The 16,007-nt window shown below is 75.7% G+C and carries 12 protein-coding genes and 1 pseudogene; 7 read left to right on the plus strand and 6 right to left on the minus strand.

Translation table 11 applies throughout. The features are described from left to right. Positions 1-69 precede the first annotated feature (69 nt). The 3 genes from IE118_RS11440 to IE118_RS11450 all read left to right on the plus strand — a co-directional run bounded on the left by IE118_RS11440 (position 70) and on the right by IE118_RS11450 (position 2,271). Positions 70-678, plus strand: a complete 609-nt coding sequence (locus IE118_RS11440) for an RNA polymerase sigma factor (protein WP_189557684.1) — start codon at positions 70-72, stop codon at positions 676-678. Positions 679-794: 116 nt separating this feature from the next. Further along, positions 795-1,631 carry a DUF4397 domain-containing protein gene (locus tag IE118_RS11445; RefSeq protein ID WP_189557685.1) on the plus strand — a complete coding sequence of 279 codons (837 nt, stop codon included), beginning with the start codon at positions 795-797 and terminating at the stop codon, positions 1,629-1,631. Beyond that, entirely contained in the window at positions 1,624-2,271 is a 648-nt protein-coding gene (locus IE118_RS11450; protein ID WP_229846774.1) for a class F sortase, read from the plus strand. The genes IE118_RS11445 and IE118_RS11450 overlap by 8 nt, the downstream gene beginning before the upstream one ends. Before the next feature lie 442 nt (positions 2,272-2,713). On the opposite strand, the pseudogene IE118_RS11455 reads toward IE118_RS11450, so the two are convergent. Then, positions 2,714-2,872: pseudogene (locus IE118_RS11455) on the minus strand (ABC transporter substrate-binding protein); the annotation flags it as partial. 429 nt (positions 2,873-3,301) lie between these two features. Here IE118_RS11455 and IE118_RS11460 point away from each other — a divergent pair. Further along, positions 3,302-3,934, plus strand: a complete 633-nt coding sequence (locus IE118_RS11460; protein ID WP_189558144.1) for a precorrin-8X methylmutase — start codon at positions 3,302-3,304, stop codon at positions 3,932-3,934. A gap of 72 nt (positions 3,935-4,006) precedes the next feature. Here the strand turns inward: IE118_RS11460 and IE118_RS11465 are convergent, their stop codons facing one another. After that, on the minus strand, positions 4,007-4,777 hold the full coding sequence (locus IE118_RS11465; protein WP_189557686.1) for a cobalt-precorrin-6A reductase: 771 nt from the start codon (positions 4,775-4,777) through the stop codon (positions 4,007-4,009). 45 nt (positions 4,778-4,822) lie between these two features. Here IE118_RS11465 and IE118_RS11470 point away from each other — a divergent pair, with 45 nt between their 5' ends. Then, on the plus strand, positions 4,823-5,941 hold the full coding sequence (locus IE118_RS11470; protein WP_189557687.1) for a cobalt-precorrin-5B (C(1))-methyltransferase: 1,119 nt from the start codon (positions 4,823-4,825) through the stop codon (positions 5,939-5,941). A 34-nt stretch (positions 5,942-5,975) separates the two neighbouring features. Here IE118_RS11470 and cbiE read toward each other — a convergent pair whose 3' ends face one another. After that, positions 5,976-7,196 carry a precorrin-6y C5,15-methyltransferase (decarboxylating) subunit CbiE gene (gene cbiE, locus IE118_RS11475; RefSeq protein WP_189558145.1) on the minus strand — a complete coding sequence of 407 codons (1,221 nt, stop codon included), beginning with the start codon at positions 7,194-7,196 and terminating at the stop codon, positions 5,976-5,978. Positions 7,197-7,339: 143 nt separating this feature from the next. Next, a complete protein-coding gene (locus tag IE118_RS11480; protein ID WP_229846775.1) occupies positions 7,340-9,316 on the minus strand; it encodes an ABC transporter ATP-binding protein in 1,977 nt (658 codons plus the stop codon). Positions 9,317-9,708: 392 nt separating this feature from the next. Between IE118_RS11480 and IE118_RS11485 the strand changes: the two genes are divergently transcribed. Beyond that, on the plus strand, positions 9,709-10,083 hold the full coding sequence (locus IE118_RS11485) for a roadblock/LC7 domain-containing protein (RefSeq protein ID WP_189557688.1): 375 nt from the start codon (positions 9,709-9,711) through the stop codon (positions 10,081-10,083). Between the two features lie 203 nt (positions 10,084-10,286). Beyond that, entirely contained in the window at positions 10,287-10,688 is a 402-nt protein-coding gene (locus IE118_RS11490) for an ArsR/SmtB family transcription factor (protein WP_189557689.1), read from the plus strand. A 23-nt stretch (positions 10,689-10,711) separates the two neighbouring features. On the opposite strand, the gene IE118_RS11495 is transcribed toward IE118_RS11490, so the two are convergent. Continuing rightward, positions 10,712-13,027 (minus strand): SWIM zinc finger family protein, encoded by a 2,316-nt coding sequence (locus IE118_RS11495; protein ID WP_189557690.1) that lies wholly within the window; start codon positions 13,025-13,027, stop codon positions 10,712-10,714. Further along, positions 13,024-15,921: an SCO1167/SCO6262 family helicase gene (locus tag IE118_RS11500; RefSeq protein ID WP_189557691.1), complete on the minus strand. Its 2,898-nt coding sequence runs from the start codon at positions 15,919-15,921 to the stop codon at positions 13,024-13,026. The genes IE118_RS11495 and IE118_RS11500 overlap by 4 nt, the downstream gene beginning before the upstream one ends. Positions 15,922-16,007: the final 86 nt, after the last annotated feature.

Consider the following 16,007-nt stretch of genomic DNA (forward strand, 5'->3'; position numbering starts at 1 on the left):
GACGCATGTTGTCTGCGTCGTTTGTGCGTCCAACACTGGACGCACGCCCTCGGCAGGAGGAGTCAGGCCATGAGCACCCATACGCGACCCACCACCGCCCTTGTCCCACCCGTGGAGGAGACCCGGTACGAGGAGGAACTGGCCCGGGGACTCGTCGCCGCCGACGAGGAGGCGTTCGCCGCGATCTACCGGCGCTGGGGCTCACTCGTGCACACCATGGCCGCCCGGTCCCTCGGTGACGCCCACGAGGCGGACGACGTGACCCAGCAGGTCTTCATCGGCGCCTGGCGCGGACGGCACGGGTTCCGCCCCGAGCGGGGCCCGCTCGGCGCCTGGCTGGTCGGCATCACCCGCCGCAAGATCGTCGACGCGCTGGCGGCCCGGACCAGGCGCCTCTCCCTCGCCGACTCGGCCGCCCAGGGCACCGCACCCGCCGGACCGGCCCCGGGGGCACCCGACGAGGTGCTGGACCGGGTGCTGGTCGTCCAGGCCCTGTCCCGGCTGCCGCACGCCCAGCGCGAGGTGCTGTGCATGGCGTTCTACGAGGACCTGACCCAGGCCCAGATCGCGGAGCGCACCGGCGTACCGCTGGGAACCGTCAAGAGTCACGCCCGCCGCGGTCTGCACCGGCTGCGCCGGGTGATCGAACAGGGCCGGGCGACGGACGCGGCCGCGTGACCATGCCGGGGAAGCCGAGGAATTCGTGCCCCGGGCGCATCCGCCGCACCCGCCGGCCAGGAAACAGGACCGAGACTCCGCAGCGTGCGAAGACTCCTTCGAAAGGGATGATCCCCATGACCTCCCGGACCCCCCTCGTCATCGCCGCCTCGGCCGGTGCCTGCGCGCTCGCCCTCGGAGTGGCAGCACCCGCCGTGGCGGCCCCCGGCGCCGCTCAGGAGACGGCCATGGTGTCCGTCTTCCACGGCATCCCCGGGATGACGGTCGACGTCTACGCCAACGGCGACGAGCTGCTCAGCGACTTCAAGCCGGGCACGGTGACCGACCCGCAGTCCCTCGACGCCGGGACCTACGACATCCAGATCTTCGAGGCGGGCCAGAGCCCCGACGGCACGCCCGCCCTCGAGAAGGAGGTGAAGGTGCCCGAGGGCGGCAACGCCACGATCGCCGCCCACCTCTCCGCCGACGGCCAGCCCCGGCTGACGGCCTTCACCAACGACGTGTCCAAGGTCGACGCCGGCAAGTCGCGGCTGACGGTCCGCCATGTCGCCGCGGCGCCCGCCGTGGACGTACGGGCCGGTGGACAGCCCGTCTTCACGGGCCTGACCAACCCGAACCAGGACAGCGCGCCGGTCGACGCGGGCACGGTCGAGGCGGACGTCGTCCTCGCCGGGACGGACACCGTGGCCATCGGACCGGCCGACCTCGACCTCCAGGAGGGTACGAGCAACGTCGTGTACGCCTGGGGCAGCGCCGACGACAAGAACCTGGCCCTGGCGACCCAGACGTTCAGCGGCATGGAGTCGACCCCGAAGGGCGTGCACGCGGGCGGCAACGGCGCGGCCGTCGCGCCGAACGACTCCGACGCGTGGCTGGCCTGGACCGCCGCGACCGGAGCGGTCGCCGTGACCGGCGTCCTGGTGGCCCGCCGGATCGCGGGCCGGCGTGCCTGACACCGTGCGGCGCCCGGCCGTGGCGGCTGCCGCGCTGGCAACCGCCACGGCGGCCGTCCTCGGCGTCGTCCTTCTGCCGTCGGGGACCGAAGCGGCCCCGGCGGCCGGCTTCGGCGCCGCGCCGCCGGTGCGCACGGCCGCGGTCGCCACCGCGCCCGGTCCGGCGCGGCAGGGCACCGACCCGGTGCGGGAGGCACCGCCCGAGCGGGTCCGGGTGGCCGGCATCGGTCTCGACGCCCGGGTCGAGGCCGTCGGTGTGAACCCGGGGGGCGACATGACCGTCCCCGACGACCCCGCGGTGGCCGGCTGGTACCGCTACGGCCCGGCCCCCGGCAGTCCCCAGGGATCGGCCGTGCTCGTGGGGCACGTCGACAGCGACACGGGGGACCTGGGCGAGTTCGCCGCGCTCCGCGAGGTGTCCCGGGGCGAGACCGTCGAAGTGCGGCGGGCGGGGGCGGATCCCGCGGTCTACCGCGTCGTCGCGCGCACCACCGTCCCGAAGGACGAGCTGCCGCCGTCCGTCTTCAGCCGGACGGGCGCCCCGGTCCTCACGCTGATCACCTGCGCCCCGCCGTTCGAGCCCGAACGGGGAGGCTACACGGCGAACCTCGTCGTCACCGCGGAGCCGGTGAACGGCTGACGGCACCGTTGGTGAGTCCGACCAGGCCGTACCCGCCGCGGTACGGCACCCGAGACCCCGGAGGTCGCGGTGGACCATGTGGATCCGGCGCACTTGGTGGAACTGGCGCTCGGTCATGCGACCGGTGACGAGGACGACGCCGGCGCCTGGCGGCACATCGCCGTGTGCCCGCGCTGCCGGGAGGAGCTGAGGCGTACGGCCCGCGTGGTGAGGTCGGCGCGCGGCGCCGAGGGAGCGGACCTGCCGGCCGCTCCGCCCGACCGTGTCTGGCAGCGGATCGTCGGGGAACTGTCGCACGGGACCACCGCACCCCCGCGCCCCGGAGGGCGGTCCGCGGGCGGCACCGCGTGCGCGGGGCCGGGCACGCGGCCGCCCGGCACCGGCGGGTGGGCGGGGCTGCTCGCGCTCCTCCTCGTCGCCGGTGCCGTCCTGCTGCGCCGGTTCAGGAGCCGGCGTTCCGCAGCCGCGCCGCGAGGGACTCGACGGCCGCCGGGTTGCGGGGGCTCTCCACGAGGTCGGCGTGGTCGAGGACGACGATCCGGTCGTTCCTGACCGCGGAGACGTTCGCGAGCGGCTCGTAGGACTTGAGAAAGGCGCGCTTTCTGTTCCGCGGTGACGTCCCCCGCGTCGGGCCGTGCGCCTGGCGGGGTCGTGGGGGCGGCTCCGGGCGCGGTGCGCCGTCCACGGCGATCGTCGGGAGCTTCGCGACCGTGGGTGATCGGGTTCGCGGATCCCTCCCGGGGGATCCGCCCACCGTTGCGGGTCAGCGCCGGACTTCGACCTGACTTCCCCCACGAGGCGCTCGCGGCACTCGGCTGCGCCGGTCGTTCAGTCCCCGCCCTCGGGGGCCGGGTGCCCGCCGAGCGGGACGCGGTGGTGCGGGGGGGGGAGGGCTCCCCGGGAGATGGCAGCATGCGGCGTCCGCCTTCCCCGGGGTGTCCGCGCCCCGGGCGGTATGCTCGCCGCCGTGCCCGCGGCTCCCGGCCTCTCGTCGAGCCGTTCGACGACCGAGAGCAGTGAGAAGAACACCGTGACGACGTACGCCTACGAGAAGGACGGAGCGGCCATCTACCGCCAGTCCTTCGCCACCATCCGCGCGGAGGCGGACCTCGCGGGCCTGCCCGCCGACGTCAGCCGGGTCGCGGTCCGGATGATCCACGCCTGCGGCATGGTCGACCTCGTGCGCGACCTGTCCTTCTCCCCCGGTGTCGTCGCCCGCGCCCGCGAGGCGCTGCACGCCGGGGCGCCCGTCCTCTGCGACGTGCAGATGGTGGCCAGCGGTGTGACCCGCGGGCGGCTGCCCGCCGGCAACGACGTGCTGTGCACCCTCTCCGATCCGGCCGTGCCGGAGCTGGCGGCCGAGCTGGGCACCACCCGCAGCGCCGCGGCGGTGGAGCTGTGGCGCGACCGTCTCGACGGTGCCGTGGTCGCCGTCGGCAACGCGCCCACCGCGCTCTTCCGTCTCCTGGAGATGATCGGGGAGGGGGCTCCCCGTCCGGCGGCCGTCATCGGCGTTCCCGTCGGTTTCGTCGGCGCCGCCGAGTCGAAGGACGCGCTGGCCGCGCACCCGTCCGGGCTGGAGCACCTGGTGGTGCGGGGCCGCCGCGGCGGCAGCGCCATCGCCGCCGCCGCGGTCAACGCGATCGCGAGCGAGCAGGAGTGAACGGCGAGCCGTACGGGGTGAGGGAGCCGGGAGCGTCCCGCCGTCGTCCGGCGGCGTGAGCGGGACGTCGGTTCAGCCGCCGTCCGGGAGCGGCCGCCGCGCGTGCGCGTCCCGCACCCACCGGAGCGCCTGCTCGGGCCCGGCCACCGCGCGCACCCCCGCGGGAACCGGCGGCCGGCGCACCAGGACCACCGGCAGTCCCGCCTCGCGGGCGGCCGTCAGCTTCGGCGCGGTGGCCGCGCCTCCGCTGTCCTTGGTGACGAGGACGTCGATGCGATGGCGGCGCAGCACCTCCCGTTCCCCGTCGAGGGTGAACGGGCCGCGGTCGAGCAGCGTCTCCATGCGCGCCGGGTGCGGGCCCGCGGGGGCGTCCACGGACCGTACGAGGAACCACTGGTCGCGCAGCTCCGCGAAGGCCGCGAGGTCCTTCCTGCCGGTGGTCAGGAACACCCGCCGGCCCAGCCCGGGCAGCAGCGCCGCGGCCTCCTCCGGGGAGCCCGCCTCGTGCCAGCGGTCCCCCTCGACGGGCACCCAGCCGGGGCGGCGCAGCGCGAGCAGGGGAACATGGGCGGTGGCGGCGGCCCGCGCCGCGTTGTGGCTGATGGTGCCGGCGAAGGGATGGGTGGCGTCGATGAGCAGGTCCGCCCCGTGCTCGCGCAGCCAGCCGGCGAGCCCGTCGGCACCCCCGAAGCCGCCCACGCGCGCCTCGCCGGACGGCAGCCGGGGCGCGGCCACCCGGCCGGCCAGCGAGTTCGTCACGCGCAGCCCCGGCAGGGCGTCGGCGGCCAGCAGTTCCGCGAGACGGCGGGCTTCCGCCGTCCCGCCCAGGATCAGCACGTGCACGGCGGATCCGTTCCCTTCATCCGGTTCCCTCTTCCCGAGCGAGGCATGAGCAGCGAGGCCAAGGGCGGTCGCAGCGCCCAACTCAAGCACACCGGTCTGCGGCCCGGCTGGACCACCGGCGCCTGCGCGACCGCCGCCACGACAGCCGCGTACACCGCGCTGCTGACCGGCCGGTTCCCCGATCCGGTGACCATCGCGCTGCCCAAGGGGCAGACTCCGTCGTTCGCGCTCGCGGTGGAGGAGCTGACCGGCGCGTACGCCATGGCGGGCATCGTGAAGGACGCCGGTGACGATCCCGACGTCACGCACGGGGCGCTGGTCCGGGCGACGGTGCGGCGGCTGCCGGCCGGGAGCGGAGTCGTCTTCAGGGCGGGGCCGGGGGTGGGTACGGTCACCCGGCCCGGTCTGCCGCTGCCGGTGGGCGAACCCGCCGTCAATCCCGTCCCGCGGCAGATGATGCGCGACCACGTGGCCCGCGTCGCCGAGCGGTACGGAGGCACCGGGGACGTCGAGATCACCCTCGGCGTCGACCACGGCGAGGAGATCGCCCGCTCCACCTGGAACCCCCGGCTCGGCATCCTCGGCGGTCTGTCGATCCTCGGCACCACCGGGGTCGTCGTGCCCTACTCGTGCTCGGCGTGGATCGACTCGATCCGGCGCGGGGTGGACGTGGCGCGGGCGGCGGGCCGCACGCACGTCGCCGGGTGCACCGGCTCGACGTCGGAGAGGACGGTCGTCGCCGAGTACGGTCTGCCCGAGGACGCCCTGCTGGACATGGGTGACTTCGCGGGCGCCGTGCTGAAGTACGTGCGCCGTCACCCCGTGGACCGCCTGACCGTCTGCGGGGGTTTCGCCAAGCTCTCCAAGCTCGCGGCCGGCCACCTCGACCTGCACTCGGCCCGCTCGCAGGTCGACCGGGGGTTCCTCGCAGGACTGGCACGGCGCGGCGGCGCGGACGAGGCGCTGGCCGCCCGGGTCGCGGAGGCCGAGACCGGTCTCGCCGCGCTGCGGCTGTGCCGGGCGGCGGGGGTGCCGCTGGGCGACCTGGTCGCGGTGGCGGCGCGCGACGAGGCCCTGGCCGTGCTGCGCGGGGCGCCCGTCGCGGTGGACGTGATCTGCATCGACCGGGCGGGGGCGGTGGTGGGCCGCAGCGCGGTGGCCTGAGCAGCGGTCTCCCGGTGCCGGGCCCGGCACCTGATCAGGCCGGCGCGGAGGGCTTCTCGGCGGCCCACTGGGTCACGGGCATCGCCTGCCGCCACCCGGTGAAGCCGCCGACGGGCACGGCGTGCGTCACGGCCAGCCGCACCAGTTCACCGCCGTACCGGCGGTGGGCGTCGGCCAGCAGTGCCTCGGACTCCAGGGTCACGGTGTTGGCGACCAGCCGCCCGCCCGCGGGGAGCGCCTGCCAGCAGGCGTCCAGCAGTCCGGGTTCGGTGAGCCCGCCGCCGATGAACACGGCGTCCGGCCGGTCGAGTCCGGCGAGGACACCGGGCGCGGTGCCGGTCACCACCCGCAGCCCCGGCACACCGAGCCGGTCGGCGTTGCGGGTGATGCGTGCCGCCCGCCCGGGGTCGCGTTCGACGGAGACCGCCCTGCACGACGGGTGGGCGCGCATCCACTCCACGGCGACGGAACCGGAGCCCCCGCCGACGTCCCACAGCAGTTCGCCGGGGGCGGGGGCGAGCACACCGAGGGTGGCGGCGCGGACGTGCCGCTTGGTGAGCTGTCCGTCGTGCTCGTACGCCGCGTCCGGCAGCCCGGGCACGGCGCCGACGCGGAGGGCGCCGGGTGCGCGGCGGCAGTCGACGGCGACGACGTTGAGCGGGTCGCCCGGCGGGTACGGCACCGGCCAGTCGTCGGCGGTGACCGCCTCGGCCGTCCGCTCCCCGGCGCCGCCGAGCTGCTCCAGGACCCGTATCCGGCTCGGCCCGAAGCCCCGGTCGCGCAGCAGGGCGGCGACGTCGGCGGGGGTGGTGGCGTCCGCGCTGAGCACCAGCAGACGCCGGCCGTGGTGCAGGGCGGCGGCGAGGCGGGCGGTGGGACGGCCCACGAGCGTGACGACCTCGACGTCCTCCAGCGGCCAGCCGAGGCGGGCGCAGGCCAGGGAGACGGACGAGGGGTGCGGCAGCACGTGCACCGAGCCGGGGCCGAGGACCTCGGTGAGCGCGCGCCCGATGCCGTAGAACATGGGGTCGCCGCTGGCCAGCACGGCGATGCGGCGGCCGGCGTGCGCGGCGAGCACCCCGGGGACCGCGGGCCGCAGGGGCGAGGGCCAGGTCACCCGCTCCGCTCCGCACCCGGGCGGCAGCAGCGCCAGCTGGCGCGGGCCGCCGATCACGACCTGCGCGTCGAGCAGGGCGGCCCGCGAGGCGTCCGGGACGCCCTCCCACCCGTCGGCGCCGATCCCGACGACGGTCACGGCTGCGGTCGGGGTGGATCGGGCGGCATGCACGGCTCAGTACCTCGAGTTCGGAAGGATCTTCGGGAGGCACTGTACGGGGCGGTGGCGGGAGCGGTGCGGGTCGGGTGCGCGCCGTCGAGGTTGTCCGGAAAGCGCTTCGCTCATGTGGGGCCCGTGCTCGTACGGGCGTGCGGGACCGGGTCCACGGCCGCCACCCCGGCCCCTTCGGTGCTCCCGGCCCTCCCCGCGTTCTCCGCCTTCTCCGTGCCCTGCGTGCCCTCCTTGTTCTCCGTGTCCTCCATGCTCTCCGTGCTCTCCGTGCTCTCCGTGCTCTCCGTGCTCTCCGTGCTCTCGCCGAGGAAGCCGCCCGACTGGTGCCGCCACAGCTTGGCGTAGGCGCCGTCCGCCGCGAGGAGTTCCCCGTGGCTGCCCTGCTCGACGACGCGTCCGCGGTCGAGGACGACGAGGCGGTCCATGCCGGCGACGGTGCTCAGCCGGTGCGCGACCACGAGAGCGGTGCGCCCCTCCATCAGCCGCCACAGGGCGTCCTGGACGAGGAGTTCGCTCTCCGAGTCCAGGGCGCTCGTCGCCTCGTCGAGCAGCAGGACCGGGGCGTCGCGCAGGATCGCCCGGGCGAGGGCGACGCGCTGGCGCTGACCGCCCGACAGCTTGACGCCCCGCTCCCCCACCAGGGTGGCGAAGCCGTCGGGGAGCTGGCCGGCGAACTCCGTGACGTGCGCGGCCGCGGCCGCCGCGTGGATCTCCGCGTCGGTGGCGCCGGGCCGGGCGAAGGCGATGTTGTCTCGCAGGCTGCGGTGGAACATGGCGGGTTCCTGCGGGACGTAGGCGATCAGGGAGCGCAGGTCGCCCTGGCGCAGCCGACTGATGTCCTGCCCCCCGATGAGGATGCGTCCCGCGTCGATGTCCGACATCCGCAGCAGGAGCCGGGTGAGCGTGGTCTTGCCGCCGCCGGACCTGCCCACCAGCCCGACCCGGGCACCCGCGGGCACGTCCAGGTCGAGCCCCCGGAAGATGGGCTCCGCCCCCGCGTGGGCGAAGGTCACGGCCTCGAAGCGGACGCCGGTGTCGCGCGGCGCGAGCGGTTCGGGTTCCGCCGGGTCGAGCACGGTGGGTGGGTCGAGGAGCAGCTCCGTGAACTGCGCGGCCTCGGTCATCGAGCTCTCCAGACGCCGGTAGATCTGGTTGAACTCGAACATGATCTGGGTGGCGTTGGAGTAGTAGGTGAAGGCGACGACGATCTCCTCGACACCCTGGCCCGCGCCGCCGAAGGCGACGGCGACCAGCAGGCCCAGCACGTTGGTCAGCACGGACATGGGGGCGATCAGGACGTCGACGCGCAGGTTGCCGTAGTCCCAGGACCTCAGCATCAGGCGCCGGGAGTCGGCGACGCGGTCGCGGTGTTCGTCCGCCTCCCGTCGCTCGGCCGCGAACGCCCGGATGGTCTCCATGTTGGTGAGGCTGTCGGCGACGTGCCCGGAGACGCGGGCGATCGCCGCCTCGCGCTGGTCGACGAGCCGCTGCCGGCGGCGGATCAGCGGTGTCGCGGCCACCACGGTCAGCGCGATCATCAACAACAGGCCCGCGACCAGCATCGGTTCGTAGCTCCACAGCACCACGGCACCGAACGCCAGCGGCACGAGACTGCCCACGATCCGGTACGTCAGCGTGTCGACGAAGTCCTCGAACCGCTTGCCGAAGCTGAGCACCCGCTTGGTCAGGGAGCCGGCGAAGTTGTCGTGGAAGAACGCCGCGTCCTTGGCGAGGAGTTCGTCCATGCCGCTCACGTACAGGTGCTCCATGCCGAGGGCGTCCACACGGTTCAGGCAGTGCAGCCCGATCCGCCACAGCACCTCGGCGAGCAGCAGCACCGCACCGAAGGCCAGCACGTACGGCAGCGCCGAGTCGAGGGTGAGGCCCCCGTCGTCGGCGGCCTGGCCCGCCAGTTTGGCGATCAGCAGGGGGGCCACGTACCGGATGCCGATGTTGCCCACGGCCGGCAGCAGCAGGGCGGGCAGGGCGAGGGCGCGCAGGCGCAGGAGTTCACTGCCGTAACGTCGCAGTGCCAGGACGACCGCGCCCCTGCCCGGCGCCGGCCCGCTGGTGTCTGTTGTCCCCATCACACTCCCGGAGGTTCGGAGGCCGGAAGTCTCCCGTCCGTGACGCTCACCGGTCCACGCATTTACCGCGCACTGGCGAGAACCGGACACCGTCGCGTTCGCGTACGCAACGGGAACGGATGTGCGCCGGCACGGTGTCGTCGACACATGCGGCACGCCCGTATGCGTGAGTCGCGCGCACCGGTCCGGCGGAGGATCACGGCACCTTTTCGAACCGGTTCCGGTGACGGAGCGACCACACGGCGCAGATGTTCGATCATCGGCGGTCATCCCCGGAAACCCGTGCCCCCGGGAGCGGGCCGCCTGCCTACGGTGCCACCGCGGCCGAGAGCGAGGGGTGCTGCCGCGTCCGGCCGACGCAACCCACGATTCGACTGAAGAGGGAGACGTCCATGGCAACCGTGGAAGTGTCGCTGAAGGACATCATGACCGCCATCGAAGGGGCCGTCGGAGCGGCCCTCGTCGACTACTCCAGCGGCATGGCGCTGGGGACACTGGGCGGGGGGAAGGACCTGGACCTGACCGTCGCGGCGGCCGGCAACACGGACGTGATCCGCGCCAAGGTGCGCACGATGGAACTGCTCGGTCTGAGCGGCCAGATCGAGGACATCCTGATCACGCTCGAAACCCAGTACCACCTGATCCGGCTGGTCACCGGCCGCAGCGGCAACGGCCTGTTCCTGTACGTCGTCCTGGACAAGTCCCGCTCGAACCTGGCGATGGCCCGCCACCAGCTCAAGCGGATCGAGGAACAGCTGGAGGTATGACCGGTCCGCGGAACCGGCCGACGCATGCCCGTGATGTGAAGACTTCTTCAAGTCACCACATCAACATGGTCCCAAGCCATGGGCGTGCGCCGCGGCGAGCGAGAAGGATCGGTGGCGAGGAACGGCACATCGTGCGGCGGCGCGTCCTCGGGGCGCCGCCGCGCCTTGCAGAACATCCCCGATGCGGCAGGGAGCGCGCACCCATGCAAGTCCCCCTCTACCAGGTCAAGGCGGAGTTCTTCCGGATGCTGGGACACCCCGTCCGCATCAGGGTCCTGGAGCTGCTCCAGCACGGGCCCGTGCCGGTGCGGGACCTGCTCGCCGACATCGACATCGAACCGTCCAGCCTCTCCCAGCAGTTGGCCGTGCTCAGGAGGTCCGGCATCGTCGTCTCGGTCCGGGAGGGCTCCACCGTCCGCTACGCCCTCGCCGGCGGTGACGTCGCCGAACTGCTGCGCGCGGCGCGCCGGATCCTCACCGAGCTGCTGGCCGGGCAGAGCGAACTGCTGGCCGAACTGCGGCAGACGGACGCGCCGGTGCCGTCGGTACCGGCGGTGTCGTCAGCGCCTCGGGTGCCGTCGGTGCCCAGGAGCGGGCAGGGCTGAGCGCGCCCGCACGGGCGGGCCCGTCACAGGTCGCCGGGTGTGTCCAGGCCGGTCAGCGCGCCCACCGGGTCCACGTCGGGGGTGCCGCGGGGCCACCAGTCGTCCTGGCCCGCTTCGGACTCGTAGGCGTACCAGAGGTGGTCGCGGCCGAGGCGGAGCTGGACGTGGCCCCGGGGATGGGTGAGGCGGTTGCGCCAGGGCCGGAAGGCCGGGAGGTCGGCGGCCAGGAGGAGCGGGCGGGCGCGGTCGAAGCGGCCGGCCGGCGGGTCCCAGGAGTCCTCGAGGACGGCGAGGCCCGTGGAACCGCCCTGGCGCCAGGCGGCGACCGCGCGGGCCAGTTCGGCGGGGGTGCGGCCGACGGCCCGGGCCAGGGAGGTGTACAGCGCGCGGGTCGCGGCGGTCAGTCCGGAACCGGGGCGCGCGGCGGCGAGACGCACCGCGTCGTGCCACAGGGTGAGCCCGCCGACGGGGTCCCGTCCGGTGGTGAGCAGGGTGTGCGCGCGGGCGGCCGCGTCGGTGGCGAGCTGGTCCAGCGCGAACGGGTCGGGGCCGCCGGGGGAGGCGGGATAGACGGGCGGCTGCTCGGGGTGCGGCGGCATCGGCAACGGGGCGGGCAGCGGCGGGAGTTCGCGGTGGGCCAGCGCCTCGGTGGCGCGGACGCCGGGCAGGGGCTCGGGTTCCCTGTCCCGGGCGGCGCGGGCCGCGCGGGCGGCGCTCAGCCTCGACAGCGCGTCGATCACCTCGCGCTCACCGCGTCCGCGCAGCAGGAGCAGCACGAACGGATCGGCGTCGAGCAGCCGGGCGGTCTGGTAGCAGAGGGCCGCCGCGTGCTTGCAGGGGTGACCGGAGTCGGGGCAGCTGCACCGCGGGGCGAGGTCGCCGGGGCCGGGCAACAGGGGGACCCCGCAGTCGGCGAGGGACTGGGGCATCTCGTTGTCGAGCAGGGCCGCGATGTGTCCGGGCCGCTCGGCGGCGGCGTCCAGGAACCGCTCCCAGTCGGCGTCCCCGAACGTCCGCAGCCGCACCTGCACCCGGTAGGGCCGGGGCCGGCTGCCCCGTACGTACGCGAGGACCAGTCCCGGTGTGACGGTGATGGCGTCGACGTGTCCCTGCTCGGCGTACCCGCGTCCGCGGGCGAGCCGCGCGGCGTCCAGCGCGCCGTCCTCCAGCGCGGTGACCCACGCCCTGCCCCACCACGTCCCGGCGAAGCCCTCTCCGCCGTCGGTGCGCGGCGGGAACGCGGGGAAGGTGCGGCGCAGGTCGCCGTCGCGGGCGGGGGCGGCCATGGTGCGGGGCGTGGCGTACGGGGCGGGGGGCGTCTCCGGTGGGGCGGGCGGGGCAGGAGGAGTCGGAGCGGCGGCCGGGCTCTCCCGGCGGGGGCGCGCTTCGGACACCGGGTCCGGCCGCGCTTGGGACACCGGTTCCGGGCGTACCTGCGACACCGGTTCCGGGCGCGCTTCGGACACCGGGTCCGGCCGGGGCGTGTCCTCGTCGGCGGGCATGCGGAAGGCGTCGGCCAGTGCCGCGCGTACCTCACGGGCCCGCTCCTCGGCGACACGGTCGCCGCGCGTGGTGCGGGGAACGCGAGGTGCGGGCGCGGCGCGCCGCCGCGCGGACCCGCTCCGGTCCTCCGCCTGCGCACGGGCGCGCTCCGCCTCCGCGCGGGCCGAACGCAGGGCCTCCCGCGCGACGTCCCCGGGCCGCCGCCCCGCGCGACCGCCCTCGCCCTGACCGGTGCTCGCCGGGTCACCGGGCCCGGAGGAGGACCTCTCCCCTGCGGCCCCCGCACCGTGCGTGCCCACCTCCGGCAAGGGGCCGGACCCCGGGGAAGGTGGGCTCACGGAGCCGGTCGGCGCCGGGGTGGCCTCGGTCGCCGCGGCCCGCGCCGCCTCCCGCGCGGGCCGTTCGGCACGGGGTGGTCCGGGCCGTACGGCACCCCCGGCGTCATCCACCGCTTCGGCAGCGGCCGCGCCGCCGGACGTTTCCCCGGCAGGTCCCGCCTCGGCCGAAGCGGCGTGCGCCACTCCCCCGGTGGCCGGTGTCCCGGGCCGGGCAACGCCGGGCGGCTCGTCGTCGCGCTTCGCCCCCTCGGCGGGCAGGGCGCTGCCGGCGTCCGCCGAGGCGCCGGACGGGCCTGTCCCGCCGTCCTCCCCTGCCGTCGGCGCCTCCCCGGGCCCGGTTTCGCGGCGGGCGCGGCGGAGCGCCTCCCGGGCCGGGTCGCCCGGACGCCGTGACGGGTCGGCGGGCGGACCTGCCGGGCCGGCCGCCGGCTCGCGGGCCGCCCGGGCACGTGCCGCGCGCAGTGCCTCGCGGGCCTCGTCGGACGGGCGGGGGTTCATGCCGGCCTCCGCAGGGAGACGAGGGCGGACAGGTCGCGGTCGGAGAGCTCCGTGAGGGCCGATTCCCCCGAGCCGAGGATCGCGTCGGCGAGGGCCCGCTTGGACTCCAGCATGTCGGCGATCCGGTCCTCGACCGTGCCCTCGGTGACGAGACGGTGGACCTGGACGGGCTGGGTCTGGCCGATGCGGTAGGCGCGGTCCGTGGCCTGCTCCTCGACCGCCGGGTTCCACCAGCGGTCGAAGTGCACGACGTGGCCCGCCCGCGTGAGGTTCAGTCCGGTGCCCGCGGCCTTCAGGGACAGGACGAGGACCGGGGTCGCGCCGCTCTGGAAGCGGTCCACCATGCGCTCCCGCTCCGGCACCGGCGTACCGCCGTGGAGCAGGTCGACGGGGACCGCCCGCTCGGCGAGGTGCGCGGTGATCAGCCGGGCCATCCCCACGTACTGGGTGAACACGAGGGCCGAGCCGTCCTCGGCGAGCACCGTGTCCAGCAGCTCGTCCAGCAGGGCGAGCTTGCCGGAGCGGGCCGCCTGCCGGTCGCCCCCGGCACCCGCCCGCTCCTCCTTCAGGTACAGCGCCGGGTGGTCGCAGATCTGCTTCAGCGCGGTGAGCAGTTTCAGCACCAGTCCGCGGCGCCCCATGCCCTGCGCGGTCTCGATGGCGGCCATCGACTCGCGCACCACCGCCTCGTACAGCGCGGCCTGCTCACGGGTGAGCGGTACGGGGTGGTCGGTCTCCGTCTTCGGCGGCAGTTCGGGGACGATGCCGGGATCGGACTTCCTGCGCCGCAGGAGGAAGGGACGGACCAGGCGGGCGAGACGCTCGGCCGCCTCCTCGTCCTCGCCGGTCTCCACGGCGCGGGCGTGCCGGGCGCGGAAGGACTTCAGCGGGCCGAGGAGCCCGGGGGTCGTCCAGTCGAGGAGGGCCCACAGCTCGGAGAGGTTGTTCTCCACGGGTGTGCCGGTGAGGGCCACCCGGGCGGGCGCCGGGATGGTGCGCAGCGCCCTCGCGGTCGCGGAGTGCGGGTTCTTGACGTGCTGTGCCTCGTCGGCGACGACCATGCCCCAGGCGTGCCCGGCCAGGGCGGGCGCGGCGGAGCGCATGGTGCCGTAGGTGGTGAGGACGAACCCGCCGTCCGTCCCGTCCAGCGTGCGCTCGGGGCCGTGGAAGCGGCGCACGGGGACGCCGGGCGCGAACCGGGTGATCTCCCGCTGCCAGTTGCCGAGCAGTGAGGCGGGGCAGACCACGAGTGTCGGCTCGCTGCGGGCCCGCTTCAGGTGCAGCGCGATGAGGGTGATCGTCTTGCCGAGTCCCATGTCGTCGGCGAGGCAGCCGCCGAGGCCGAGGGAGGTCATGAGGTCGAGCCAGGCCAGGCCCCGGAGCTGGTAGTCGCGCAGGGTGGCGTCCAGTCCGGGCGGCGGCGCGGCGGGCCCTGTCCCGGCGGTCAGGCGGTCGCGGAGGGCGGCCAGGGCCCCGGTGGGCACCGCCTCGACCGTCTCGCCGTCGATCTCGGCGCGGCCGGTGAGGGCGACGGAGAGCGCGTCGACGGGGTCGAGCAGCCCGAGCTCCCGCTTGCGGGCCTTGCGGACGAGGGCGGGGTCGACCAGCACCCACTGGTCGCGCAGGCGGACGACGGGGCGGTGGGCCTCGGCCAGGGCGTCCATCTCGGTCTCGGTGAGCGGGTCGCCGCCGAGGGCGATCTGCCAGCCGAAGCGCAGCAGGTCCTCGCTCTCGAAGAATCCGGTGCCGTCGGTGGCCGAGCCGGGGGCCGGGCGGACCACCGCCGTGGCGGTGAGGTCCTGGGCGAGGTCCCGGGGCCAGTGCACGGCGACCCCGGCGGCGGCGAGCCGGGTGGCGGCCACGCCGAGCAGGTCGTTCAGCTCGTCCTCGGACAGGGCCAGTACGTCGGGCACGTCCTGGCCGCAGAGCCGGTCCAGCGGCGGCCAGACGCGGGCCGCGCGGCGCACGGCGAGAGCGGTGTCCACACGTGCGCGGGGGCCGAAGGCGTCGTCCGCGCCGCCCGTCCAGAGGGCGGCGGCGTCGGTGACCAGAGTCGGGTCGGCGAGGCTGTGCACCTGCACGACCGCCGCGCCCGCGCCCCGCGCGCCGCCCTCCTGCCCGCCCGCTCCCCCGCCGGCGTCGAAGAGGTCGTACGCGGACAGGTCGAGGCGCAGCGAGACGCGTACCCCGGCGTCCATCCCGGCGGCGACCTCGGCGGCCCAGTCGTGGGCGGCGGGCAGCCGCTGCGGGGGCCGCGCGGCGAACGGCAGGCCCGACGCGTACGGCGCGGCCGGGGTGCGGGGCAGGGTGTCGGCGACCGCGTCCAGGAAGGCGCGCACCAGGGCCTCGGGCCGGGGCAGCCGGAGCGGGCCGGGTCCGGGCAGCGGCACGGCGTGCCCCTCGTGGGGCAGGGCGGCGGCCACCGCGCGCAGGTGCGCCACGTCGTCCGGGTCGAGCGGGCCCGCCCGCCAGGCGTCGTGGCCGGTGGCGGTGAGGCCGGGGAGGAGCCGGCCGCGGGCCGTGAGCCGCAGCGCCTGCAGGGCGGCGGCGCCCCAGCAGGCGGTGGCCGGGTGGGCGGCGGGATCGTGCCGGGCGCGGACCAGCAGGGGCAGCGCCTCGTCGACGGAAAGGGCGAGGGCGGTGACCGGCCTGCGGCGCACCCCGGCGCCGTGCGGGCGGACGACGGTGAGGTCGGTGCGGTGCGCGGACGTGTCGCGCCCTTCGGGGGACGGCGGGAGGTCCGGCCCCTCGGGGTCGTAGAAGGCGACCCGCCCGTCGCGTGGGAGCGGCGCGGGCAGGAAGACGGCCGCGAGCCGGACGGGGACGTCCGCCGCGTGCGCGCCGCCGGGCCCGGTGGCCGTGTCCGGTCCCGCCGCCCGGGTCCGCCCGTCCATACGTCCTGCCACCTCCCGTCCGCGTGCCGGCCTGCGTCGTCTTCGACTCTACGGGCGTGGTACGACAACCCGCCCCGGCGGCCGGC

This window comes from Streptomyces pilosus (assembly GCF_014649835.1).
Classification (GTDB): domain Bacteria; phylum Actinomycetota; class Actinomycetes; order Streptomycetales; family Streptomycetaceae; genus Streptomyces; species Streptomyces pilosus.